At 50.5% G+C, this 20,572-nt stretch carries 29 protein-coding genes and 5 pseudogenes; 26 read left to right on the plus strand and 8 right to left on the minus strand.

Going from position 1 to position 20,572, the window contains the following annotated elements; genetic code table 11:
* Window positions 1–33: 33 nt before the first annotated feature.
* Window positions 34–1,149 (plus strand): PQQ-dependent sugar dehydrogenase, encoded by a 1,116-nt coding sequence (locus tag SIK97_RS29105; protein WP_047724210.1) that lies wholly within the window; start codon window positions 34–36, stop codon window positions 1,147–1,149.
* 2 nt (window positions 1,150–1,151) lie between these two features.
* Here SIK97_RS29105 and SIK97_RS29110 read toward each other — a convergent pair whose 3' ends face one another.
* From SIK97_RS29110 to SIK97_RS29150, 8 genes are all read right to left on the minus strand, one after another.
* Complete coding sequence (locus SIK97_RS29110) at window positions 1,152–1,778, minus strand: glutathione S-transferase family protein (protein WP_014837893.1); 627 nt, start codon at window positions 1,776–1,778, stop codon at window positions 1,152–1,154.
* 98 nt (window positions 1,779–1,876) lie between these two features.
* Complete coding sequence (locus SIK97_RS29115; protein WP_014837894.1) at window positions 1,877–3,163, minus strand: site-specific integrase; 1,287 nt, start codon at window positions 3,161–3,163, stop codon at window positions 1,877–1,879.
* Entirely contained in the window at window positions 3,163–3,378 is a 216-nt protein-coding gene (xisR, locus tag SIK97_RS29120) for an excisionase family protein (RefSeq protein ID WP_004111685.1), read from the minus strand. The genes SIK97_RS29115 and xisR overlap by 1 nt, the downstream gene beginning before the upstream one ends.
* Before the next feature lie 87 nt (window positions 3,379–3,465).
* Window positions 3,466–3,810 (minus strand): hypothetical protein, encoded by a 345-nt coding sequence (locus tag SIK97_RS29125; protein WP_014837895.1) that lies wholly within the window; start codon window positions 3,808–3,810, stop codon window positions 3,466–3,468.
* On the minus strand, window positions 3,807–4,031 hold the full coding sequence (locus tag SIK97_RS29130; RefSeq protein WP_064404689.1) for a hypothetical protein: 225 nt from the start codon (window positions 4,029–4,031) through the stop codon (window positions 3,807–3,809). Before SIK97_RS29130 ends, SIK97_RS29125 begins: the two co-directional genes overlap by 4 nt.
* A 42-nt stretch (window positions 4,032–4,073) precedes the next feature.
* Complete coding sequence (locus SIK97_RS29135; RefSeq protein WP_123828190.1) at window positions 4,074–4,307, minus strand: hypothetical protein; 234 nt, start codon at window positions 4,305–4,307, stop codon at window positions 4,074–4,076.
* Between the two features lie 65 nt (window positions 4,308–4,372).
* Window positions 4,373–4,666, minus strand: a complete 294-nt coding sequence (locus tag SIK97_RS29140; protein WP_025108072.1) for a hypothetical protein — start codon at window positions 4,664–4,666, stop codon at window positions 4,373–4,375.
* Window positions 4,667–5,256: 590 nt separating this feature from the next.
* The gene (locus SIK97_RS29150) at window positions 5,257–5,661 is read right to left on the minus strand and encodes a helix-turn-helix domain-containing protein (protein ID WP_025108070.1); all 405 of its coding nucleotides are present in this window, start codon (window positions 5,659–5,661) and stop codon (window positions 5,257–5,259) included.
* Between the two features lie 79 nt (window positions 5,662–5,740).
* On the opposite strand from SIK97_RS29150, the gene SIK97_RS29155 reads away from it, so the two are divergent.
* From SIK97_RS29155 to SIK97_RS29275, 25 genes and pseudogenes are all read left to right on the plus strand, one after another.
* Window positions 5,741–5,968: a Cro/CI family transcriptional regulator gene (locus SIK97_RS29155; RefSeq protein WP_009653783.1), complete on the plus strand. Its 228-nt coding sequence runs from the start codon at window positions 5,741–5,743 to the stop codon at window positions 5,966–5,968.
* Window positions 5,952–6,377, plus strand: coding sequence for a toxin YdaT family protein (locus SIK97_RS29160; RefSeq protein ID WP_009653775.1), 426 nt, complete (start codon window positions 5,952–5,954; stop codon window positions 6,375–6,377). Before SIK97_RS29155 ends, SIK97_RS29160 begins: the two co-directional genes overlap by 17 nt.
* Before the next feature lie 13 nt (window positions 6,378–6,390).
* Window positions 6,391–6,645 carry a hypothetical protein gene (locus tag SIK97_RS29165; RefSeq protein ID WP_071886321.1) on the plus strand — a complete coding sequence of 85 codons (255 nt, stop codon included), beginning with the start codon at window positions 6,391–6,393 and terminating at the stop codon, window positions 6,643–6,645.
* Window positions 6,642–7,718 carry a hypothetical protein gene (locus SIK97_RS29170; RefSeq protein WP_009653780.1) on the plus strand — a complete coding sequence of 359 codons (1,077 nt, stop codon included), beginning with the start codon at window positions 6,642–6,644 and terminating at the stop codon, window positions 7,716–7,718. The genes SIK97_RS29165 and SIK97_RS29170 overlap by 4 nt, the downstream gene beginning before the upstream one ends.
* Window positions 7,719–7,730: 12 nt before the next feature.
* Window positions 7,731–8,024, plus strand: coding sequence for a FaeA/PapI family transcriptional regulator (locus SIK97_RS29175; RefSeq protein WP_025108069.1), 294 nt, complete (start codon window positions 7,731–7,733; stop codon window positions 8,022–8,024).
* Window positions 8,021–8,233 (plus strand): hypothetical protein, encoded by a 213-nt coding sequence (locus tag SIK97_RS29180; RefSeq protein ID WP_004849236.1) that lies wholly within the window; start codon window positions 8,021–8,023, stop codon window positions 8,231–8,233. The genes SIK97_RS29175 and SIK97_RS29180 overlap by 4 nt, the downstream gene beginning before the upstream one ends.
* On the plus strand, window positions 8,226–9,050 hold the full coding sequence (locus tag SIK97_RS29185; protein WP_025108068.1) for a ParB/RepB/Spo0J family partition protein: 825 nt from the start codon (window positions 8,226–8,228) through the stop codon (window positions 9,048–9,050). Before SIK97_RS29180 ends, SIK97_RS29185 begins: the two co-directional genes overlap by 8 nt.
* Window positions 9,047–9,529: a hypothetical protein gene (locus SIK97_RS29190; protein ID WP_057173024.1), complete on the plus strand. Its 483-nt coding sequence runs from the start codon at window positions 9,047–9,049 to the stop codon at window positions 9,527–9,529. Before SIK97_RS29185 ends, SIK97_RS29190 begins: the two co-directional genes overlap by 4 nt.
* Window positions 9,530–9,659: 130 nt before the next feature.
* Window positions 9,660–10,178 (plus strand): hypothetical protein, encoded by a 519-nt coding sequence (locus SIK97_RS29195; protein WP_224226557.1) that lies wholly within the window; start codon window positions 9,660–9,662, stop codon window positions 10,176–10,178.
* A gap of 437 nt (window positions 10,179–10,615) precedes the next feature.
* Window positions 10,616–10,909 carry a hypothetical protein gene (locus SIK97_RS29200; RefSeq protein ID WP_004111726.1) on the plus strand — a complete coding sequence of 98 codons (294 nt, stop codon included), beginning with the start codon at window positions 10,616–10,618 and terminating at the stop codon, window positions 10,907–10,909.
* Between the two features lie 420 nt (window positions 10,910–11,329).
* Window positions 11,330–11,562: pseudogene (locus SIK97_RS29205) on the plus strand (DinI family protein).
* Window positions 11,563–11,688: 126 nt separating this feature from the next.
* Window positions 11,689–11,871: a hypothetical protein gene (locus tag SIK97_RS29210; protein ID WP_014837900.1), complete on the plus strand. Its 183-nt coding sequence runs from the start codon at window positions 11,689–11,691 to the stop codon at window positions 11,869–11,871.
* 166 nt (window positions 11,872–12,037) lie between these two features.
* Window positions 12,038–12,631, plus strand: coding sequence for a recombination protein NinG (locus tag SIK97_RS29215; RefSeq protein WP_057173023.1), 594 nt, complete (start codon window positions 12,038–12,040; stop codon window positions 12,629–12,631).
* Window positions 12,628–13,524, plus strand: a complete 897-nt coding sequence (locus tag SIK97_RS29220; protein WP_014837902.1) for a phage N-6-adenine-methyltransferase — start codon at window positions 12,628–12,630, stop codon at window positions 13,522–13,524. The genes SIK97_RS29215 and SIK97_RS29220 overlap by 4 nt, the downstream gene beginning before the upstream one ends.
* Window positions 13,517–13,921 (plus strand): annotated as a pseudogene (locus tag SIK97_RS29225) (DNA cytosine methyltransferase); the annotation flags it as partial. The gene SIK97_RS29220 and the pseudogene SIK97_RS29225, both read left to right, overlap by 8 nt.
* A gap of 4 nt (window positions 13,922–13,925) precedes the next feature.
* Complete coding sequence (locus SIK97_RS29230; protein WP_065366247.1) at window positions 13,926–14,126, plus strand: DNA cytosine methyltransferase; 201 nt, start codon at window positions 13,926–13,928, stop codon at window positions 14,124–14,126.
* The gene (locus tag SIK97_RS29235; RefSeq protein WP_089046440.1) at window positions 14,123–14,263 is read left to right on the plus strand and encodes a YlcG family protein; all 141 of its coding nucleotides are present in this window, start codon (window positions 14,123–14,125) and stop codon (window positions 14,261–14,263) included. The genes SIK97_RS29230 and SIK97_RS29235 overlap by 4 nt, the downstream gene beginning before the upstream one ends.
* Window positions 14,260–14,868, plus strand: coding sequence for a hypothetical protein (locus SIK97_RS29240; RefSeq protein WP_025108063.1), 609 nt, complete (start codon window positions 14,260–14,262; stop codon window positions 14,866–14,868). Before SIK97_RS29235 ends, SIK97_RS29240 begins: the two co-directional genes overlap by 4 nt.
* Before the next feature lie 712 nt (window positions 14,869–15,580).
* Window positions 15,581–15,880 carry a phage holin family protein gene (locus SIK97_RS29245; RefSeq protein ID WP_031280382.1) on the plus strand — a complete coding sequence of 100 codons (300 nt, stop codon included), beginning with the start codon at window positions 15,581–15,583 and terminating at the stop codon, window positions 15,878–15,880.
* Window positions 15,877–16,008, plus strand: a pseudogene (locus tag SIK97_RS29250) (glycosyl hydrolase 108 family protein); the annotation flags it as partial. The gene SIK97_RS29245 and the pseudogene SIK97_RS29250, both read left to right, overlap by 4 nt.
* A pseudogene (locus SIK97_RS29255) lies at window positions 16,004–16,264 on the plus strand (hypothetical protein); the annotation flags it as partial. The pseudogenes SIK97_RS29250 and SIK97_RS29255, both read left to right, overlap by 5 nt.
* On the plus strand, window positions 16,261–16,743 hold the full coding sequence (locus SIK97_RS29260; protein WP_049592239.1) for a DUF1833 family protein: 483 nt from the start codon (window positions 16,261–16,263) through the stop codon (window positions 16,741–16,743). The pseudogene SIK97_RS29255 and the gene SIK97_RS29260, both read left to right, overlap by 4 nt.
* 9 nt (window positions 16,744–16,752) lie before the next feature.
* Window positions 16,753–17,133, plus strand: coding sequence for a hypothetical protein (locus SIK97_RS29265; RefSeq protein WP_057173022.1), 381 nt, complete (start codon window positions 16,753–16,755; stop codon window positions 17,131–17,133).
* The gene (locus tag SIK97_RS29270; protein WP_319610997.1) at window positions 17,130–20,192 is read left to right on the plus strand and encodes a host specificity factor TipJ family phage tail protein; all 3,063 of its coding nucleotides are present in this window, start codon (window positions 17,130–17,132) and stop codon (window positions 20,190–20,192) included. The genes SIK97_RS29265 and SIK97_RS29270 overlap by 4 nt, the downstream gene beginning before the upstream one ends.
* Window positions 20,193–20,247: 55 nt before the next feature.
* Window positions 20,248–20,572: pseudogene (locus SIK97_RS29275) on the plus strand (hypothetical protein); the annotation flags it as partial.

The following is a 20,572-nucleotide window of genomic DNA, read 5'->3' on the forward strand; positions in this document are numbered from 1 at the left end:
CCCTTATCGCATTGCTGACAAAAGGAGTATGCCATGCGCCAGACCATTACCCTGATGATAGCCCTTACCGCACTGTTGCTGCCTGCGGCTGCCCTTGCCGCCCGGGAGCGCGTAGAGGTGCTGCAGAACCAGCTTGAACACCCGTGGGCGCTGGCCTTTCTTCCGGACGATCGGGGCATTCTGATGACCCTGCGCGGCGGCGAGCTCCGGCTGTGGCAGCGGGAAAAAGGCCTCGCGCCTGCGATTTCGGGCGTACCGCAGGTCTGGGCCAACGGGCAGGGGGGGCTGCTTGACGTGGCGCTGGCCCCGGATTTCGCCCAGTCGCGCCGGGTCTGGCTAAGCTACGCCGAAGGCGGGAGTGACGACAAGGCCGGGACCGCCGTAGGCTACGGCCGACTGAGCGAGGATCTCCAGCGCCTGGAAAACTTCCAGGTGGTTTTCCGCCAGCAGCCGAAGCTCTCAACCGGCAACCATTTTGGCGGGCGGCTGGTGTTCGACGGCCGCGGTTATTTGTTTATCGGTCTCGGGGAGAATAACCAGCGTTCGACCGCTCAGGATCTCGATAAGCTGCAGGGAAAAGTGGTGCGGCTAACGGCTGATGGCAAGGTCCCGGACGATAATCCTTTTGTCGGCCAGGCTGGCGTCAGGCCGGAAATCTGGTCTTACGGTATTCGCAACCCCCAGGGGATGGCGATGAACCCGTGGAGCGATACGCTGTGGTTAAATGAACACGGCCCGCGCGGCGGGGATGAGATCAACCTGGTGCAAAAAGGGAAAAACTACGGCTGGCCGCTGGCGACGCACGGCATTAATTATAGCGGCCTGCCGATCCCGGAGGCCAAAGGCAAAACGCTGGAGGGAATCGAAGCGCCGCTGTTTGTCTGGGCGAAGTCGCCAGCGGTGAGCGGTATGGCGTTTTACAACGCCCCGACCTTCCCGCAGTGGCAGCACAGGCTCTTTATCGGCGCGCTGAAGGATACGTCGCTGATTGTCTTCAAGGTTGACGGCAATAAGGTGACGGAACAGGAGCGGATTCTGGGCGATCGCGGTAAACGTATCCGCGATGTGCGCGTTGGACCCGATGGCTATCTGTATGTCTTAACCGACGAATCCAACGGCGAGCTGCTGAGGGTGAGCCCGGCGGGCTAATATCAGGTGACCGGGATCATCACCACGTTGCGCCAGGCCTGGCGCTGGTTAATCTGCTGATACCAGCGCTGCAGGTGCGGGCGCGGTTGCCAGGTTTTCACGGTCTCCAGCAGGTTATAAATGAACGGCGCGACGGCGATGTCGCCGAGGCCGAAGGCGTCGCCTGATAGCCACTGACGGCGCGACAGTTCGTCATCGAGAATGGCGAACAGGGTCTCGCAGGTGGCAATACCGGCTTCAATCGCGGCGGGGTCGCGTTTTTCCGGCGGGGTTCTCACCAGCCCCATTAAAATCGGCCGATGGGCCGGCGAGAGCGAACCGTTGGCCCAGTCCATCCATTTCTCTCCCTGAGCGCGTTCGGCGGGCGACTCCACCCACAGGCGATCCTGACCATACTGCGCGGCCAGATAGCGGATAATGGTGTTGGATTCCCAGAGCACGATATCGGTCGTCTCATCTTTCAATAGCGGTACCAGCCCATTGGGATTCATGGCCAGATAGGCCGGATCGTGATTCAGACCGAACTCCAGGCCTGCCAGAATTTGCTGATACGGGAGGTCGAGTTCTTCCAGCACCCAGCGCACTTTCTTCACATTGGTCGAGTTATTTCTGCCCCACAGCGTAATCATATCCGCTCCTGCTTTTTATTTCGCCGCCGTTGCGGCGTAGTGAGCATTCATGTTGGAATAAAGTTAATATTCCGGCAAGTGATTTTATTTTACTGAAACTAAACGTTTTTTATACCTACTACCTTACGTTTGGGGCACCCTTGGGACACAACGTCAGAAAAACTGTTATTCAGCATTTCTACCTGGTTGCGGTCCATCTCTCCGATCCACTTCGAGTAAATCTCGTAAACCATCTTTGCATTCTCGTGGCCCATCTGTCCGGCGATGAAAGACGGATTAGCTCCGGCAGTTAAAAGCCAGCATGCGAAAGTGTGGCGCGACTGGTAAGGGCGTCTGCTCCTGATTCCCGCCTTCTTTAATCCAGCCTCCCAACTATACCCCAGAGATTGAGAGCCATAATACTTCGTTTCCCCGCGCCAGTTTTTGGGCGGGATAAACACGAACCGCAGTTTTTGTTGTTCAGTTAACCCATGTTCGCGGTGATGGAAAGTGATTTCGGTTTTGCTTAATGCGCCAGTTAGCTTGAATTGCTCACGTAAAGCGTTCAGCGCAGGCTCAAGCAGGGTTACCGTTCTGATCCCGGCTTCTGTTTTGGGTGGCACAAACAGGCCCTCATTTGTCTGATTACGCCTGACGTGAAGCTCACCCTTATCAAGATCTACATCCTCCCAGGCTAAAGCTGTTAACTCGCCATGCCGAAGACCCGTAAAGATAGCTGTAGTCCAGAGCAAGGCATACCGAGGAGATAGCGCTTTTATAAATCCCTCGTACTCGCTCTGAAGAAGCGGATCCGGGTCTCTCCTGGAGCGTTTAAGCATCTTTATACCTTCGTGCGGGGTATGGTCAATAAAGCCGCTCAGATTCGCCAGCTTGAGCAAAGCAGTCAGGTTGTTCATCAGGCCGTTGACCGTGGATACAGCGCGACCTTTTCTTTTAAGCCAGGGCGCGTGATCGCTAAAGGTGTTACCAGTTAATAGCGCGTTCCTGTAATTCAACAGGTCGGTATGCTGAATATCCGCAATATGCGTATTACTTCCAACAATAGCGCAAAGTGTTGCTATACGTGATTCTGCGCCTCTGTATGACGCAGCTGAGACCTCAAGCTTTTTGGCATTAAGATAAACTTTGCACAATTCGCCGAAGGTTTTAATTTTTTGTGTTGTGGTGAATTTTTTAAGCGCCTTTGATTCAGGAAAGTGCTCTGCATAGTCAAATTTACCTTGCTGAATCTCACTCATAATTAAAGTACGGAGATTGCCAGCTTTTTTTATATTGCTATTTGATACAGTCCAGCCCCGCAAAACTTCGCGGCAACGTATGCCGCGATATAGAAAGCTAATTCTTATTCCTTTCCCATGCAGCTCTACGCCAGCAGGCATATTCATTATGTTTCCCCGACAAGCCTATTGATCCTGGTGTAGTTGTAGAGAAGCGTTACCCTTCCTTCTGAAGCTTTTGGATCTGGTGGGTGCTTCTTATAATGAATACCCTCGATCCATCTCCCCTCCCGGTAAGATTTAATTTGCCGGGGAGTCATATACATCTTCGCTACAATTCCCTTTTCCATCACCCATTCATCTTCTTGAGTAATATCGGCCATAAATAACCTCATGGCCGGGAAACTATAATCAGTTCCCCGGTTTAATGTTGATTATTGGAAATCAGTTCAGTTGTGTTTTTGTGTAATTCAGTCGTTCCATGCTTCCAGTTCGTTTTCGATCTCCTCGTCGATTTCGTCGTTGGTAGCTTCTTCGTCCAGGTAGTCACGCGCCTCTTTCAGATACTGTTCATGGCGCTCACGATACCAGGCTGAAAATTCTGGTGACCAGCCGTTCAGCTCACCGTCATAGTCAACCTTAGCGTTACGTTCAGCCATTTTCTCGACCATGCTGTAAGCGGTGGTAAGCGCCGCTTCGCGGATATATCCATGTAGGTCGCTCTTGCGCCAGAACGGATTAACCTTAGAATCGCAGATAGGTTTAAATTCCACTTCCCAGCGTCTGATGCAGCGTGCGTTTAGAGATTTGCTCATCGACAAGCCTCCGCGCGAAGCGCGCTGTATGCGCGCAGTACGTGAGGTGTTTTCCCGGAGATAACCGTTTTTAAAATAAAGAATCCACTGTGCTTAGAACGAACGGAAGGAGCTAGGAATAAAGCAGTATCAACGGCGCGATTGTGTAGCCGGAATTCGAATACCGTACTTGTGACAATCGCGGTTGCTATTACACCTTTATCAATAAATTCTATTTTCATATTTGTTATTTCCTTTTGCAGGATTGCTAACTGAAACTGATTTTATTTATTCCAGAACGAAGGCCGTAATTGGGCTGTTGCTGGTCTGGCTGGTAATGAGTTTCGGAATGATGACTTTGCAGCTGTGAGAGTTTCTTTCTTCTTTTGCTTTTCATTGCACACAGGGCAGTAATAGGCTTGCTTACGGTATGCACCCTTTCCGATGGGGCGATACTGTAACTCTTCGCGTGCAAAGGAGCCGCCGCAGCTGTAGCAGTGGAGTGTTTCGGTTTCCATATTTATTCCTGTATTAAGGTGTGTGGATACCTGCCATTTAAGGCATTAATTCCTTTTTTGGATAATTAAAATGAAACTTCGGTATTTACTTTATATTGCCCTGTAAGCAAGTCAGCATCGACGGAAATTAAATCTCCGTACAGATCATAATTTAAAACAACATCACGAAATTGAAGCCCTGAAAGAGCATCCGTACGGCCGCAAAACATATGGTATTCTTCGTGCTTTGCTGCTTCATGAATATCCTTCAATGACGCCATGGCCTGAGCCCACATTTCGCCATCGCTATTAAAAAAAGCAATTGCAAGCTTGCCTTGTGCTGCCTTAACCGCAGGATTGTGTTTTGGTAAACTAGCCATTAAATAACCCCGTAACATGCAGAATTTTTATAATGGTCGCTGACCAGGCAACAAGGCAGATAGCCAGAACAATTACCAGTGAACGAATGCCATTTCTGCTCATACTCCACCCCAGAACTGAACGCTTACCGATGCGACCACAGCCAAAAACGGAACAACCTTCAACCAGAACCGGCGCCATGCTGGCTTGTCTTCGTCTCGAATCATCTCCTTTCCCTCATGCGTGTTGAGTACCTAACAGGCCTTGCAATGCAGTGCCGGGTGCCTCCCGGTGATACCAGCCAGTTAACAACTGGTACCGACAGTTTCTTTTCCACCCCACTCTTTTCAGAAACGAGTGTTACCGCTTAACTGTGCCGCGTGCGCATAGCCGCATTCACTGCATTGCAAAGCCTGTTGATTTTTAGCCTTCAGGCGGCCAACCGAACGTTTTTTTCTTGCCAGTCACTGTGCAGTGATTGGTTTGGATGGGATAAACTTAGAATAACTTAAGTTTTCAATCAAGATTTATTTTGTAGAAAAACTTAAATTTGAGGGTGTGAGAAAGTAACCCATTGATTAAAATGGATTACTTAAAATTTGGAATGAGGTTACTTTTTCGAGGCGCGCTTTCTGACTTTTAGTAATTCTTCGAATCGTTGGTTGTTCATCTCTACGCGTGCTCGCAACTCATTGAGAAATCCTTCTCGATCAGAATCAGGAAGGGCATCAAAAAGCCCGAGCAGTTCTTGCTGTTCCTCCGATAACTCTTTTTCCTGGTGCGGAATAGGCTCACCTGGAATCTGGTCATCATCACCATAAAGTAACCACGTTGGATTGCATTGCAGACCACTGCTCAAAGCAAACAGCCTCTTACCAGCTGGCTGGGTTTCATCCCTTTCCCACTGGGAGATTGTGACGTGCGAAACCTTGACCAGCTTAGCAAGAGCGGACTGAGAGAGTTTTAACTGTTTTCGCCTTTCAAGAAGGCGCGAGCCAAAGGTTTTATTTTCCATCATTAGAGAATTCTAAATTTTCTTGACTTAAGTTTCTCTACGATCAAATATCCTTAGGAAAACCTAAGGAGATGAGCCTGTGTTTAAACAAGATGCAATCAATTACTTCGGCAGCAAGTCGAAATTAGCCAAAGCTGCGGGCGTAGCCCCCGCGTCAGTTTCCGTTTGGGGTGAACTCGTTCCTGAAAAAAATGCGATGAGACTGCAACTAGCTTCTGAGGGAGTCCTGCAATACGACCCTGAAGTTTACGATCAACATGCTAAAGCAAAACGTTCTGGTGAGGTGAATCATGAAAATCAGGCATGAACGCATTCGCGAGGCCATGAATGCCTGGGCGCTTTATCCTGGTGGCCGTAAAACGCCTGTATCGGCTATTGTCGACGCGTATTTCTCCATGGGCATGACTAAGCCAGAGTTGTATGACGAAAGCCACCCTGACGCACTGAGCCGCAATATCCAGAAGATTTACCGCTGGGTTGAAAGTGATTCACCTGCATCAATCGAAAAAATCGCGCAGCTTCTCCCGGCAATTGAACGGGCTATGCCGCCGTTACTGCTGGCGCGGGTGCGTAGTTATTACTCCGCAACTTTCCGGGAACTGCTTCACCGCAAACAGCGTGTCGACGACGAAATGGAAGCGCTGTTCGGCGCAATGATTGCTATCTCTGACCGGATTGCTGATGGCGGCCCCTCCGGTAACACGCTGATTCACTAAGCGAGGTTCAACCATGCGTAACCAGTCTGCTGCTGAATTGATTGCTCGCCTGAAACGAGCGTATCCGGCGTATGAGCCGTCTGAAGGAGATTGTGCAGGCACTGGCATTCCTAAGGCCGGTTCTCGCTTCCAGCACAGACACAAAGGCCACATGGTGACGGTACTCACAGCGACAGAGAAAGATGTTTCCTACAGCAAAGCCTGCGGGGCTGTTGGCTGGGTGGGGTTGAGAGAGTTTTTACGGCTACACAATGAGGTTTCGGAATGAACAATCAGGTGTTTGAAATTGTTCAGGCCATGTCGGGGCAGGGGAACTGCATAACGATCCCCGGACCGTATCTGGATTTCTTTGCAGGAGACAGGCAACAGTATTTGCTGGCGGCCATTCTCAATCAGCTGGTGTTCTGGTCTGGCAAGTCGAGTCTGGAAAATGGCTGGTTTTACAAAGAGCACGCAGCGCTTGCCAAAGAGATTCGCGCCAAAGATGGCGACGTGGTCAGAAAAGCAATGTTCAAGATTACAGAGCAGTACCTGGCGGGGGTTATTGAGGAAGAGTTACGGCAGGTAAGCGGGACTCCGAAGAAGCATTATCGGGTCGATCAGGAGGCGCTAATCGCCAAAATATTCCCGCAAGGGGGAAATTCAAATAACCCATTGAAAAATATGGATACGGCCCAAGAGCCGAATGGAAACGGCTTAAGAGCCGAATCGAAGCAAGTGATTGAAAGTGATGGAAACGGCTCTCAAGCCGAATGCATTCGTCCCAAGAGCCGAATGGAAACGGCCCAAGAGCCGAATCCTGGAAACGGCTCTCAAGCCGAATCCTATCTCTATACAGATCTTAAAAACAGATCACTACATACAGATCATAAAAACCACGCGGGAGAGATTCTTCCTGTGGATAACTTTGCAGAGTCAGGACGTGAACCGGTCATCCCGGAAGCAAACATTCCTGACGCTACCGAAGACAGTAACCTGGCTACCGATAACGACTTCGATCTCGCGATGTGGTTCTGGTCGACCATCATCGAGATGTACGAACGCGCCGCAGAATTTGACGGCTGCCTGGCAAAGCCGAAGGAACCAAATTTTGTTCGCTGGGCACAGGCAGTTCGTCAACTGCGCCAGGAGCACGGCTGCAGCCACGACCAAATCCGCACCATGATTGAGCGTATTCAGCGCGACCAGTGGTGGTGCGGAAAGGTTCAGGACATGCCGACGCTACATCGTAAATGGCCTGAGTTGGTGCTGAAGTTGTGCCCGGTAAATCTCGCAACCGGCGGAAACCTCGGATTTAGCGGCAAAGTTCAGGCAGATATTCCGAAGGGTTTCAGGGGCTAAGGAGTTTTTTTAATGAAAACAACCAAATCCAAGAAAACACAATACAGCGGTGAAATCACGATGATCGAATTTATCAAGGCCAATCCTGATTTGACCACTAGGGAAATCGCCGCTGCGCTGGGGCGCGGTATGTCCTCGGTGAATGGTCAGCTTCGCCAGTTGCATGGAGCAGGCAAGGTTACCCAGAACGGCCTACGCAACGGCGCAGCCTTGTGGCGCTTTAATGACATGCCGTTTGGCTGCGCGAACCGTATCCGCATGATGTTTGAAAACCTACTGAAGGAATATCGCGGGGTCGCTCAATGAAATTACAAAAATGCCCGGATTGCGGCGCTGTTCCAGAATTTCACTGGAAAGATTATACGTTTGGCTCTTGCTCTGGCGCCCTGAAATGCCCGTATGACCATTACCGGGTCCAGCACAGTTACTGGGCTGGTGGAAAGAACAAAGCCAGACATGCTCTGGAACAAAAATGGGCGGAAGCGGTGAATAAAAAAGAGGTTAAAAATGGCTAATTCATTCAGACAAATGCGAGACGGCGACGTCATCAAACGCACCGATAGTGGCATGTTCATCAGGATTGATGAACTGCATGTCAAACCGAATTTCAATCGCCGCGAGGACGACGAGCGTACCCGCCAGGCTGATGACGAATTATTTAATTACCTGATGAATGGTGGCACCGTTCCGCCGCTGGAAGTCGTTGTTCGTGATGAGGGTGGTGTCTGGATTGTAGAGGGGCATCGTCGCCACCGCGCATATCTACGCTGCCGTGAGGCAGGAAAGCCAGTTGAGCGCATCCAGATTATTTCCTTCACCGGCAATGATGTTGAGCGCATCGCTCGCATCATGACAAGCAACAACCAGTTGCCTCTGACCGCGGTTGAACAGGCCGCTGTAGTGAAAGACCTGGCCGCATTCAACCTGACAACAGCGGAAATCGCAAAGCTGGTGCACAAGTCGATCCCGACGGTTGAGAAGCTGCTGACGCTCAGTACGGCAGATCACGCGATTCAGAAGAGCGTGAAATCTGGTGAGGTATCGGCATCCGTAGCGGTAGACCGAATCAAAGAGCACGGTGAAAAAGCTGGCGAAGTGCTGGAGCAGGATAAAGCCAAGGCCGCTGCTGCTGGTGTAAAAAAGGTCACTAAATCGTTTGTGTCGCCGGAAATCAGCGTGAAGAAAGCCCGCCGCGCGGTGGAACTGCTGGCGCTGGCACAAATCAGTGACGAGGGTGTTATCTCTCTGGATGGCCTGGCACTGGCTGAAATGCTGGAAATTATCGACGAACAGAAAAAAATCGCTGCGGATCGCAGCAAGGCGGCGGCATGAACATCTCAACAGTAAACGAGCTCATTCATTCGCTGGAGAGTGCGGGCGAGCTGTCGAATTCGCTGGAGAGTGCGGGCGAGCTGTCGATCAAAGAGACAAAGGTTATGGCGCTGGCGAAAGCTTACCAGCAGCTGGCTGCGGAGAATGTGGCGCTGAAAAATCCAGATAACTGGCTATCACAGAGTGATTACGGCTATGAGGCGTCAGAAGTGGCTGCGGGTTACGGTGCATCTGAGGATGAAGTGCTGCGTGCCGGAATGATCGCGATTATTAATCGAATCGCAACCCCCGCCACCGATCGCATCGTAGCCGAAGCCGAGGCGCGCGGGGTAGAGAAGTTCGCGGCAGAGCAGCGAGGCGTAGCGGAGCGTTTAAAAAAACGCGGCGGTGATGTGGTGATGAGCAGTATTAAATTCTGTTTAGAAAGTGCAGAAGAGGCTGAAGTTTTCGCCCAGCAGCTGCGCGAGGGGGCCAAATGAGCAAAATTCAAAAACCTACCGTCCCTGATTGGATGCAGCCAACGGCTCCGCTCACTGATGCGCAGCGCGAGGAGCTACGGCAAGCCATCCGTGCGTATATCCGTCGCCGGAAAGACGAGGAGCATGCAGCATGACTGATATCACCGAACTGGCGCAGAGCCTGAAGCGTCGAGCAGCATCAGCAAATGAGTTTGGCGAAAGCCTGTACGTAAAAGCCGATAATGTTCTCGCTGTGGTAGAGGCGCTGGAGCTTAAGGAAGAGCAGCGAGCAAACTGGTTCCACATGGCGCAGAAGTTGGGGAATAACTTGGATGCGGCTGAAAAGCGCATCGCTGAGCTGGAGCGCGAACCGGCAGCACGCATGGTCGTAACCCCTACTATCTGGAAGCATTATACTGCCGCCCAAACTGCGATTATTTACGAGAAAGCCATGACAGATGCAGGCATTAAGTGGAGAAGTATTGATGAACGCTTAACGCATGAAGAGTTAGAATCACTATACCTGGCGATGAAATCACACTTCGAGGTTATGGCTGAATCCGCTTCAGAGGCTGAGGTTATTGAATGCAGCCAGATAGTAAGAGCATTGTGTGAGTTACAGGAACGCCGCACCGCAATGCTCGCAGTCGCTCCACAGGAGGTGAAATGATGGACTCTTTACTGGAAGACACCTGCAAGCGTGTCATTGAGCTGGAAGGTCTGCTGCTGGTGGTCGTTGTATAAACCCGCTGTTGCGGTTTTTTTCTTTCTGTTAGCACGCTTCGGCAACTTTGTGCCGCCACCGTTCGTTGAGGTACTGGTGATGGGCAATTTTCCTGAGTTATGTCAGAAAAGGGACGCAGCCGCATGATGTATTAAAAAGCTGAGATTGCAACTGTATCTGAAATTGTTGAATTAAATTCATGTGGTGCGCTTATTAATATGTGCTTTAGTTTAAATGATTTGGAAACTTCTCAATTTGAAAATAGTTGAATCTTTACTCCATTAAAGCTGCTATTGTCTCCTGTAAAATGGAACCATCAAGTACCGGAGCCTTCTGTTACTTGATTTTTAAGTCTTTTACTTAGGGATGACTGAGGATTTATCATGGCAAATGATTCACGAGGAAATGAGGTGGTTTTCAACCGCGCATATCTAAACTTGTGCTCTAAGAATAAGAATTTAAGTACATTGGTTATAGCCAGAGAGTTTAAGGATGATAATATTGTTGGATGTTTTTCTTTTGGCCTTAAAAAACTAATCGATATTGAGTCAAAGTGTTTGTTTTTGCGCTATAAGTACCCATGGCCAGATTTTGAAATTGAACTGGTTAAAAATAAAGGCGGTGATTACGAGTTCATGCTTTTTCATAATGATTTTCTTAAAGGTAGTGAGGTTTAAGTTAGTTATAACGATTTTTTTAATCAAATCGGATTTAATTTAATTGTTTATGTTAGACATTTTTTACCTTGAGCTTGTCTAAGGATAACATTCGAAGAGTGTCGCACGCTTGCCCGACTACTTTAATCGAACAGTTTTGATGTCACTGCTCGATTAAATTTGGCCATTACGTAATCATATAAGGTCTCGTCAATATGACTTGTTTTACCACTCATGAGTTGGGCGATTTTTGTTTACTGTGACCTAAGACTCTGTCTCTCTTTAGAGAACATGACTAAAAAACCCCATAGATTCAACCCGCTACGGTGGGTTTTGTTTTCCCATGACTGATAAAAATTAACGTTTTGTGCTCTTAAGATATTGCTCATTCAGTAAGTTAGGTGTACTGTGTATTTATACAGTTCTTAGGTGGGTGATACTATGAGAATCGAAGTAACCATCGACAAGACTAAAAACTGCCAGAAGGGGCCATTCCCGCCCTTGAAGTTGAATTGCTGCGCCGTCTTCATCAAAACTATGAAGGCTGCAAACTAAATATAAGACGCTCAAGCACTGACGGGCTGACCGTTCTGGGCGGCGTTGATGGCGATAAAAAGCGCATAGAGCAAATCCTGCAGGAAACGTGGGAAAGTGCCGATGACTGGTTTTATTGAGCTGTAAGAGAGTGGCAGTTATGCCGCCATTGTTAACTTTATACGCCATCTTAGCGCGGTTATTTTTTAGCGTATTAACTCATTGGCCGTGTTCGTTGCTGGTGGAGTGTTTCCAATGAGGTATTTATGGAAATACCGGATGATTTATTTCCAGGATTCAAAGAGCATACCGGGCCTGTCCTTGTTTATGTGAAAAATGGGGTTGTGGAGAGGGGCTTCCCGCTGCGCAAAGATGAGTTTGTCACCTCGCTAAAATCCCTTGATGAGGCCCGTAAAAAAGCCGGTCTTCCCCCTGTAAGTCAGGACTAAAATTAGCTATATTAATTACGGGTCTGAACAACCCTTCTTGCCAGTCGCTGTGCCACGGAGAAAAACCGATGGCGCAGAAGAACCACTCTCAAAAGCTGTACCTCCTGACACCGGCTATCACCTATGCTGGTGTTTCCGTTTGTCTTTCGCACCCTGGCGGTGCGATATGAGAGACCCTCGTCGCAGATGCAGAGCACCCGGCTGCGGTGCCTGGTTTAACCTTATCTATTCTAATGTTTACTGGTGCTGCGAAGAGCATAAGAGCCAGTACCTTGCGCATCAGCGCGAGAAACAAAAGGTTAAGGCACAAAACAGGTTAAAAAATAAACCCGTTCACCATATCCGCCCTCAACCAACGACGGCTGAAAAACATCTCAGCCACTGGCTGGAAGTCACCGAGCGCGTGGTTAATACCCTTTGCCGTGAAATGGCCCTTGCTAATGGGGAGGGGTGCATTTCCTGCGGAACCCACCAAGCCAAAGTATGGCATGCCGGCCACTACAGAACCGTTGCTAAAGCCTCCCACCTGCGGTTTACCCGCATCAATATCAACCTGCAGTGTGATGACTGCAACGTCGGCAAGTCCGGGAATATCAAAGCCTACCGGGTCGGGCTGGTGGAAAAAATCGGTGAAGCCGCAGTTCAGGGGCTTGATAACGACAACCGGATTCACCGCTGGACCATCGAAGAGCTGGAAACCATCCGCCTGCAGGCTTACGCCGACTTACGCGCACTGAAAAAAGCGCTGGAGGTCGCATGACTAATCCTTACTGCGAATCTCTCACAGCCCTACGCAACGCACCATCCCATTACTTAAAAGAGGTTGGCGACCAGTGGCGAACGCCGGATCCGCTTTTCTGGGGTATCAACGCGATGTTCGGCCCGTTGATGCTGGACCTGTTCGCTGATGACAGCAATGCAAAATGTCCTGTCTGGTACACCGCAGAAGATAACGCGCTGACACAGGACTGGTCGGAAATGCTTTCCTCAATCGGTGGTGTTGCATTTGGCAATCCCCCTTACAGCCGTTCTCAATACCACGAAAAGCAAGCTATCACCGGCATGACTCACATCATGAACTACGCAGCATCGCAACGAGAAAAGGGCGGGCGCTATGTTTTCCTGGTGAAATCCGCAACGAGCGAAACCTGGTGGCCAGAAGATGCGGATCATGTCTGCTTTATCCGTGGGCGAATTGGTTTCGATCTGCCCGTCTGGTTTAAACCCGCCAACGACAAACAAAGGCCGACCAGCGCGTTTTTTGCTGGTGCCATAGCTGTATTTGATAAGACTTGGCGAGGCGAAAAATTCAGCTACATCAACCGCACCGAACTGGAAGCTAAAGGCCAGGCATTTATGGCGCTAGCGCAATTTGCTATTGGCAAATGTCCAGGGCAAGCAATGGCGCAACCAGCGAAAGCTGAGCAACCGACCGCATCTACTGAACTACCAGAGACGGAATCAAGTATCTGGCCACTGGAGGTAGAGCTGATATTTCGACATGTTGAAGGTGCTGAGGATCTGGAGTTCTTCCAGCAGAACAAGCTGAAGGCCCACATTAACCAGCTGTGTCTGGAGCGTATGCAAACAAGCGAAATTATCGCTGTTGCTGGTGGATTAGTGGAAAGCATGCAGGGGGTTAGTCATGCGTGAATTAATTGTTGATAATTTTGCTGGCGGCGGTGGCGCATCGACTGGTATTGAACTGGCAATAGGGCGCAGTGTTGATATCGCTATTAACCACGATGAAAACGCCGTTGCCATGCATCGCACTAACCATCCCGACACGCTTCACTATTGCGAAAGTGTGTTTGATGTATCCCCATTAGCCGCTACCAGTAGCAAGCCTGTCGGCCTGGCATGGTTCTCGCCTGACTGTCGTCACTTTTCTAAAGCGAAAGGTGCTAAACCAGTAGAGAAAGCTATTCGAGGGCTGGCATGGATCGTCATTCGTTGGGCGCTGGATGTTGGCCCGCGAGTCATGATGCTGGAAAACGTCGAAGAGTTTAAAACGTGGGGTCCGTTACTCGCGGCAGAAATGCGACCGGATGCGCATGCTGCAGCCGCACGAGCTCTACCTGGCACAGGGCTTTCCGGAGTGGTACATCATTGACCAGGATTACCGCGGCGTGAAATACGCCAAAGACAAACAAGTCGCTAGGTGCGGCAACGCCGTCCCACCGCCGTTTGCAGAAGCGCTTGTGCGGGCAAATCTTCCTGAAATGTGTATTTACGGTCAGCGGGAGGTGGCATGAATCAGCTCTTAGTTGAACGCATCCGCTACCGCTGGAAAAAGCTTCGCCTTTGCCGTCATCGCGGCACTGTATTAGTTGACTACCGCATCCTCAAAAACTTTATACGCACCTGTCAGATCCGGGGAGAGACAGTATGACTCCAATGCAACGCCGTAGACATAATAAGGCCCTTAATGAGGTTGCCCTGGCTACGCATAAGCGCTATCTGGGGCGAGCAAAACTCTTGACCGGCATCCAGTCAGGCTGGATTAAATCATTGCTTACCGTATGGGGCGATACCATGCGCGGTGAAGCCGCGCCACGATTGCCAAGAAGCCATGAATGCTGGCGAGTTGTTAGAGGAGATCGCTGGTCTGATAAATCTCTTGAGCGCTTTACTGCGGCAATTAAGCAGGCGAGGGAGGAGGGTTATCGCGGTCAGCATGCGTTAAATAGAGCACACGCAATTTTATGGCCGAAACCCACTACCAGCATAATAGATACCGCTATAAGAGATGATGATGCGGATTTCGTTGAGGAATGTGTGTTAAAGGCATTCGACACAACGGATCCGGTTTATATCGTAGGGGTGAGCTTTTACACCACTCGTAAAAAAGTCGCGGATATTGCCCGCGAGCTGGAACGAGCAGCTCCATGGCTTACGTTCAAGATGGCAAAGGATCGGGTTAACTGGTGCTTACAGGTATTTCAGGCGAAAACTTTCCTGTCTGCAAGGCAAAGCCTGAAAGCTGAATCTGAATAAGTTTTTAGCAATTAGTGCTTATTTTGTTATTGGTAGTTGATTTCAGGTCTAAAAATTAGATAATACGTTCATGCTTGGCAGAGCTGCGCCACTCGGCAGCGACAAAAAGCGACAATTTGAATATAACGAAAACCCCGCAGTGCGGGGTTTTTGCTTTCCGGCGATACGACAGGGGTATTCGCGAGATGCATTGCATCAGTACCCCTGTCACATCGTCGTAGAGCATTGAAACGAGTTTCATCAGATGTTAAATTTTTGGTGTGGTGAATCCCCCTATGCGGAGGGGCATTGCCAGTCTGATATGTTTTTTTGCGCATTGCGAGTCGTCTGTGGACTGGCGGCGACTTACCGGGAGGCACCCGGCACCACACCTAATAAAAAATGATGATAGCTGTAAGGCCCACTTCGGTGGGCTTTTTCTTTGGGCAAAAAAAAAGCCCGCATGGTTTCATGCAGGCAAGGCAGTTACATTTAGATTTTGTCCCGGTATATGTTTTTTTGTCCGGAAGTCGAAAGATACTGTCTCGAATACATTTTGTAAATAACGGATTCAAATCACAAGGCCATGCATTTGCATGGCTTTTTTATTATCAGGTCCCGCAGGAATCATCATCGACACGCTTCGTTGTTAAATCCAGCCTGACGGGCCTGACCCTTTTCAAACACACAGCTTCCCGATTTTTCATCGGAGGCGGTAACTATGGCTAAACGTATGCAAGACAAAGAGAGCATTGCCGGGATGTCCTGGCTGGTTCTGCTGATCATTGCTTGCTGGGGTGGACTTGTCCGCTACCTGATAGATGTGAAGCAGAGCAAGGCAACATGGAGCTTGATCAATGCTCTTGCCCAAATGGTGGTTTCAGGGTTTACCGGCGTTATTGCTGGCCTGGTGAGCATTGAAAGCGGACTGAGCATTTACATGATACTGGCCACTTCCGGAATTAGCGGGGCAATGGGTTCTGTTGCTTTGACCTATTTCTGGGAGCGCATTACCGGAGTCAAGGCGCCATGACAGCAGATCAGATTATCGAGGGCATCCTCGGTAAAGAAGGGGGTTACGTAAATAACCCGAATGATAAAGGCGGCCCAACGCGCTGGGGTATCACGCAGACTACCGCCCGCGCATATGGCTATAAGGGATATCACTATGGATGGGGCGAACTGGTTCAATATGCCGTTATTAACGCCCCTGGGTCAGCAGGATTATGTTTGTCGATTTACTGATGATTTCTACGAGGGACCTACTCCCGAAGGGGGGAAATACTGGCGGTATACTGCGACACTTGAGCTTTGGGAAAGGCCAATTCTTCCTCCCGGCTGGGCAGAGTTCCCTGATTTTATAGTGAACAGCGACATTCTTGATCTGGCAGTTAACAGGGAGTGGCCTGAAGCATGACAATACTCAATCGCCTCTATGCCAGCAGCGGGCCGGAGGTCATCATTGAAACGCTGCAGATTAATATCGGTGATGCGGTTCATTACCTGTGCAAAGGCTATGAAGACATTACAGCCACCACCGAGAATGGCGATACCGTAACGTTTATTGCCTGTGCGATGGATATTGCATTACCAGCCCGTAACGCTGATGGCACACAGGATTTGAAGTTTGCCCTTTGCAATATTGATGGGGTTGTTTCGACTGCTATTCGTAACGCTATCAATGACCGTAACCCGGCATCGCTGACGTATCGTAGTTTTATCTCAACGGATTTAACGGCACCGGCTGCTGTGCCCTATACCCTGGCGATTAAGTCCGGATACTGGACAGCTACCGAGGTGCAGATTACCGCCGGTTACATGAATGTTCTCGATACAGCCTGGCCGCGATATCGCTATACGCTCCCATCATTCCCCGGTCTGCGTTACATCAGCTAAGGAATTTCAATGTTTAATCCTGATAAATATCTTTCAGTCAAATGGCTGAAAGGCGGAAGAGTGTATCCGCAGCTCGATTGCTTCGGCATTGTGAATGAAATCCGAGCAGACCTGGGTCTTCCTCTCTGGCCTGATTTTGCCGGGGTAACCAAAGACGACGGCGGCCTCGATCGGGAAGCGCGTCGAATGATGCTTATCCTGGAGCGCTGTGAACCATGCGAAGGCGCAGGGGTGGCCTGTTATACCGGATCGACGGTCACCCATGTGGGGATCGTGGTCAGTATCGGTGGCCTGCTACACGTGGCGGAATGCAATCCGGGAACAAACGTCACCTTTCTGCCTTTGCCGCGATTTAAGCGGCGATTTGTCAAAGTGGAGTTCTGGCAATGACCATTCGTTTTTACCCGTCGCGGCTGCCCGGTGAACCGCTGGAAACGCATGAGCATGGCGTTACCTGTATTCGCGACTGGCTGGCGGCGAATATTAAAGGTTACGAGGATCGGGATGTTCCGCCGGTAAACATTGAGGTAGACGGTAAATCTATTCCACCAGGCGATTGGGGTAGTTGCGTGATCCATCCTGAATGTGATGTCCGGCTTTATCCGGTGCCCTTCGGACTGGAGGCCGCCACCATCGCGTGGATTGCTGTAGGTGTTTCTGTCGCAGCTGCGGCTTACTCTCTGTTCATGATGGGGAATATTGATGCCGGTGGCTACTCTTCATCAACTGGGCGTAGTCTGGACCTCAACCCCGCGAAAGCGAACAGTGCAAAACTGGGCGATCCCATCCGTGAAGTTTTTGGCCGCCGCCGCATTTATCCGGATTATGTTGTCCAGCCTGTCAGCCGCTATGATCCCGCGGACCCGACTATCATGCATGTTCACATGCTTGTCTGTCTGGGGGCGGGTTATTTTGATTATTCTGAGGGTGATATCAGAGTCGGGGATACACCAAAAACGTCTTTGCCGGGCTTCAGTCATACAAACTATCCACCCGGAGCCGATGTTTCCGGCGATGAGCGAAGCGAAAACTGGTTCAACTCGACTGAGGTTGGGGGAACATCCTCCGGCACCGGGCTTGATATGGCGCAGACCTCACCAGATTCAGACGATATTATCGCGGACAGCATGACGGTATCCGGTGCGAGCGTAACGTTTACCGGACTTGATACAGATGACGACGATGATGAAGATGAGGACGATAACGCGCTGCCTGAAAGCTGGGTGGAAGGCACTATTGTGGAGATTAAAGCCCCCACCAACTTCCTTATCTCCACCTCGTCAGGTTGCAGCATATTTGCAAGCAAGCTCCTGACTGAAATCGCGCCGGCAGTAGGAATGCCAGTGACGTTGAGTTTTAACAGTGTTGATTACGACCTCTTCATCGCAGCATACACGCCGGGGCAGGATGCCGTACCGGGTGAGGGGGGGAGTGCAGCTAAAATTCAGGCCAGCGCAGCGCCGACGACTTACGATTACTCTCTGGGCAGCACAACCTTTACGGTGACCTGGCACGGAACAACCTATACCGTCTCTCTGGTCGCCGATTATGTCAACATGTCCGGCCTTCTGGCTGCAATTACTGAGGGGCTGACCGGGTCCGGCCTGGTGGCGCAGGATAATGGCGGAACGGTACTGATCGCTGAAGAGGCAAGCCCGTTTGCGGGCGGAGAAATTACTTCATCCTCGCTCCCGGTAGCGGTCTTTGGCGAAGCGCCTGTTTATACCGCAGGCAGTGAATCAACCGGCGGAAGTGCAGCTATCACCGCAAACGTCACATTAGCGTATAACAGCGCGACGGGTACGCCTTTTTCGGGGATGCCGGAAGGTACCCAGCGTCTTTCTCTCTCTCATAGGGGGAATGAGTACCAGATAATTTCAACTGATGGCACAACGGCTACCGTTGCGCGTCTGGTTAATGGTGCTGTTGATGCCTCCTGGCCGGGTTTTTCAGCGCGGACGATGATCGACTATGAAGCCACCGGGCTGAATGACAGTGACACATGGATGGGCCCCTTCCTGGCGAGCCCTGATAATGAAACTGTGGATATGTTTGAGGTGAATTTTTCATTCCCCAGCGGTATCTGCGGCTTCGATAACAAGGGCAAGAAGCGCATCCGGCATGTTGAGTGGGAAATCCAGTATCGGGTTTATGGTTCAGGTGCAGGCTGGATCAGTAAAACAGGTGAGTATGCGTTAAAGAACGTAAACGGCCTCGGGTTCACAGAGCGGATTGTGCTGGACTCACCGGGTCTTGTCGAGGTGCGTTGCCGTCGCCGGAATGAGCAGGGGAGTAATAACGCGCGCGACAACATGTACTGGCAGGCTCTTCGCGGGCGTCTGCTGACACGCCCTTCATCCTACCCCGGAGTGACTCTTATGGGCGTGACTGTGGAGACCGGCGGGAAACTTGCTGCACAGTCGGATCGCCGGGTTAACGTTGTGGCCACGCGTGTATATGACTCAGCCGCCGCGAGGTCAATTTCGGGCGCATTAATGCATGTGGGGAATTCTCTCGGTCTTCAGATGGATACGGAAGCCATTAGCGTGCTGGAATCGACATACTGGACACCTGATGGTGAGTATTTCGACTTTGCAACCGGAGACAGTATTTCGGCGCTGGAAATGCTGCAGAAGATAACGAATGCCGGGAAATCCTATTTCCTGCTGAGTGACGGACTGGCGTCCGTCGGGCGGGAGGGTGTCAAGCCCTGGACAGGAATAATCACACCACATGAGATGACTGAGGAGCTGCAGACCGGTTTCACCGCGCCGTCCGATGACGATTATGATGGCGTTGATGTGACCTATATCAACGGGACCACATGGGCGGAGGAAACCGTACAATGCAGGACCAGCGATAATCCTACACCGGTTAAAATTGAGGATTACCAGCTTGATGGTGTACTTAACCGGGACCGCGCGTATCAGATTGGTATGCGTCGCCTGATGAAGTACCTGCAGCAACGGGAGACTTATCAGACGACAACAGAGCTGGACGCGCTGTGCTATAACGTCGGCGATCGCATTGTTCTGACAGATGACATACCGGATTCAGCGACGACAATCAGTTGCCTCGTTGAATCCTTATCAACTGTCAATGGCGTAACGACGATGACGGTATCCGAGCCCCTGAACTGGACGTATCCGAATCCCAGAGCATTAATCCGCTATCAGGATGGTTCGGCCTCAGCGTTGATTGTCGCGACTAAGGTGGGAGACTATCAGCTGTCAGTGCCTTATCTCAGTAAGTTCGACGAGATAGATTTTTCCACGGCATCCATTGAACCGGTCAGGCTGGTGTTTTGCGATTCTTCCCGCGTGGGTTACAACGCAATAGTGTCGGAAATAGCTCCGCAATCTGACGGGACGTGTCAGGTTACCGCCAAAGAGTACCGCGCGTCATTCTACGACTACGACAACGCCAGCTATCCCGGCGACGTTGCATAAAACTGAAACATCTCTCAACAACCCGCTTCGGCGGGTTTTTTGTTATAGGGCGACTATGAGCACATATAAAACCGGCAACCCGTTGGGTTCGGCGGCTGTAAAGGATTTATTTGATAACGCCGAGAACCTCGACTTTGCACTTAACAGCCTGACCGCCTTAATCTGGACCGATCGTCTGGGCAAAACGCGTCGCTCGTTTTTCGGAATGGAGTCGGCATTTGTCACGCAGCTCATCAGCCAGGAAAGTCGGTTCAATACCTTCATCCACAGTTCGGGCTATCAGATTGTCGGTGATTACACCACCGGCCCGTTGACACTCACCGAGTATAACCAGCTCATTCGCTATAACAACGAGTTGTATAAACTCACCGCAGCGACAG

Origin of the sequence: Klebsiella sp. JN_Kp126, assembly GCF_033843325.1 — a bacterium.
GTDB classification, from domain to species: domain Bacteria; phylum Pseudomonadota; class Gammaproteobacteria; order Enterobacterales; family Enterobacteriaceae; genus Klebsiella; species Klebsiella michiganensis.

What these genes read in the sequence shown, in the direction of transcription:
- SIK97_RS29105 (WP_047724210.1), top strand. Translation starts at nt 34, where the DNA reads ATGCGCCAGACCATTACCCTGATGATAGCCCTTACCGCACTGTTGCTG.
- SIK97_RS29110 (WP_014837893.1), bottom strand. Translation starts at nt 1,778, where the DNA reads ATGATTACGCTGTGGGGCAGAAATAACTCGACCAATGTGAAGAAAGTG.
- SIK97_RS29115 (WP_014837894.1), bottom strand. Translation starts at nt 3,163, where the DNA reads ATGAATATGCCTGCTGGCGTAGAGCTGCATGGGAAAGGAATAAGAATT.
- xisR (WP_004111685.1), bottom strand. Translation starts at nt 3,378, where the DNA reads ATGGCCGATATTACTCAAGAAGATGAATGGGTGATGGAAAAGGGAATT.
- SIK97_RS29125 (WP_014837895.1), bottom strand. Translation starts at nt 3,810, where the DNA reads ATGAGCAAATCTCTAAACGCACGCTGCATCAGACGCTGGGAAGTGGAA.
- SIK97_RS29130 (WP_064404689.1), bottom strand. Translation starts at nt 4,031, where the DNA reads ATGAAAATAGAATTTATTGATAAAGGTGTAATAGCAACCGCGATTGTC.
- SIK97_RS29135 (WP_123828190.1), bottom strand. Translation starts at nt 4,307, where the DNA reads ATGGAAACCGAAACACTCCACTGCTACAGCTGCGGCGGCTCCTTTGCA.
- SIK97_RS29140 (WP_025108072.1), bottom strand. Translation starts at nt 4,666, where the DNA reads ATGGCTAGTTTACCAAAACACAATCCTGCGGTTAAGGCAGCACAAGGC.
- SIK97_RS29150 (WP_025108070.1), bottom strand. Translation starts at nt 5,661, where the DNA reads ATGGAAAATAAAACCTTTGGCTCGCGCCTTCTTGAAAGGCGAAAACAG.
- SIK97_RS29160 (WP_009653775.1), top strand. Translation starts at nt 5,952, where the DNA reads ATGAAAATCAGGCATGAACGCATTCGCGAGGCCATGAATGCCTGGGCG.
- SIK97_RS29165 (WP_071886321.1), top strand. Translation starts at nt 6,391, where the DNA reads ATGCGTAACCAGTCTGCTGCTGAATTGATTGCTCGCCTGAAACGAGCG.
- SIK97_RS29170 (WP_009653780.1), top strand. Translation starts at nt 6,642, where the DNA reads ATGAACAATCAGGTGTTTGAAATTGTTCAGGCCATGTCGGGGCAGGGG.
- SIK97_RS29175 (WP_025108069.1), top strand. Translation starts at nt 7,731, where the DNA reads ATGAAAACAACCAAATCCAAGAAAACACAATACAGCGGTGAAATCACG.
- SIK97_RS29180 (WP_004849236.1), top strand. Translation starts at nt 8,021, where the DNA reads ATGAAATTACAAAAATGCCCGGATTGCGGCGCTGTTCCAGAATTTCAC.
- SIK97_RS29185 (WP_025108068.1), top strand. Translation starts at nt 8,226, where the DNA reads ATGGCTAATTCATTCAGACAAATGCGAGACGGCGACGTCATCAAACGC.
- SIK97_RS29190 (WP_057173024.1), top strand. Translation starts at nt 9,047, where the DNA reads ATGAACATCTCAACAGTAAACGAGCTCATTCATTCGCTGGAGAGTGCG.
- SIK97_RS29195 (WP_224226557.1), top strand. Translation starts at nt 9,660, where the DNA reads ATGACTGATATCACCGAACTGGCGCAGAGCCTGAAGCGTCGAGCAGCA.
- SIK97_RS29200 (WP_004111726.1), top strand. Translation starts at nt 10,616, where the DNA reads ATGGCAAATGATTCACGAGGAAATGAGGTGGTTTTCAACCGCGCATAT.
- SIK97_RS29210 (WP_014837900.1), top strand. Translation starts at nt 11,689, where the DNA reads ATGGAAATACCGGATGATTTATTTCCAGGATTCAAAGAGCATACCGGG.
- SIK97_RS29215 (WP_057173023.1), top strand. Translation starts at nt 12,038, where the DNA reads ATGAGAGACCCTCGTCGCAGATGCAGAGCACCCGGCTGCGGTGCCTGG.
- SIK97_RS29220 (WP_014837902.1), top strand. Translation starts at nt 12,628, where the DNA reads ATGACTAATCCTTACTGCGAATCTCTCACAGCCCTACGCAACGCACCA.
- SIK97_RS29230 (WP_065366247.1), top strand. Translation starts at nt 13,926, where the DNA reads ATGCTGCAGCCGCACGAGCTCTACCTGGCACAGGGCTTTCCGGAGTGG.
- SIK97_RS29235 (WP_089046440.1), top strand. Translation starts at nt 14,123, where the DNA reads ATGAATCAGCTCTTAGTTGAACGCATCCGCTACCGCTGGAAAAAGCTT.
- SIK97_RS29240 (WP_025108063.1), top strand. Translation starts at nt 14,260, where the DNA reads ATGACTCCAATGCAACGCCGTAGACATAATAAGGCCCTTAATGAGGTT.
- SIK97_RS29245 (WP_031280382.1), top strand. Translation starts at nt 15,581, where the DNA reads ATGCAAGACAAAGAGAGCATTGCCGGGATGTCCTGGCTGGTTCTGCTG.
- SIK97_RS29260 (WP_049592239.1), top strand. Translation starts at nt 16,261, where the DNA reads ATGACAATACTCAATCGCCTCTATGCCAGCAGCGGGCCGGAGGTCATC.
- SIK97_RS29265 (WP_057173022.1), top strand. Translation starts at nt 16,753, where the DNA reads ATGTTTAATCCTGATAAATATCTTTCAGTCAAATGGCTGAAAGGCGGA.
- SIK97_RS29270 (WP_319610997.1), top strand. Translation starts at nt 17,130, where the DNA reads ATGACCATTCGTTTTTACCCGTCGCGGCTGCCCGGTGAACCGCTGGAA.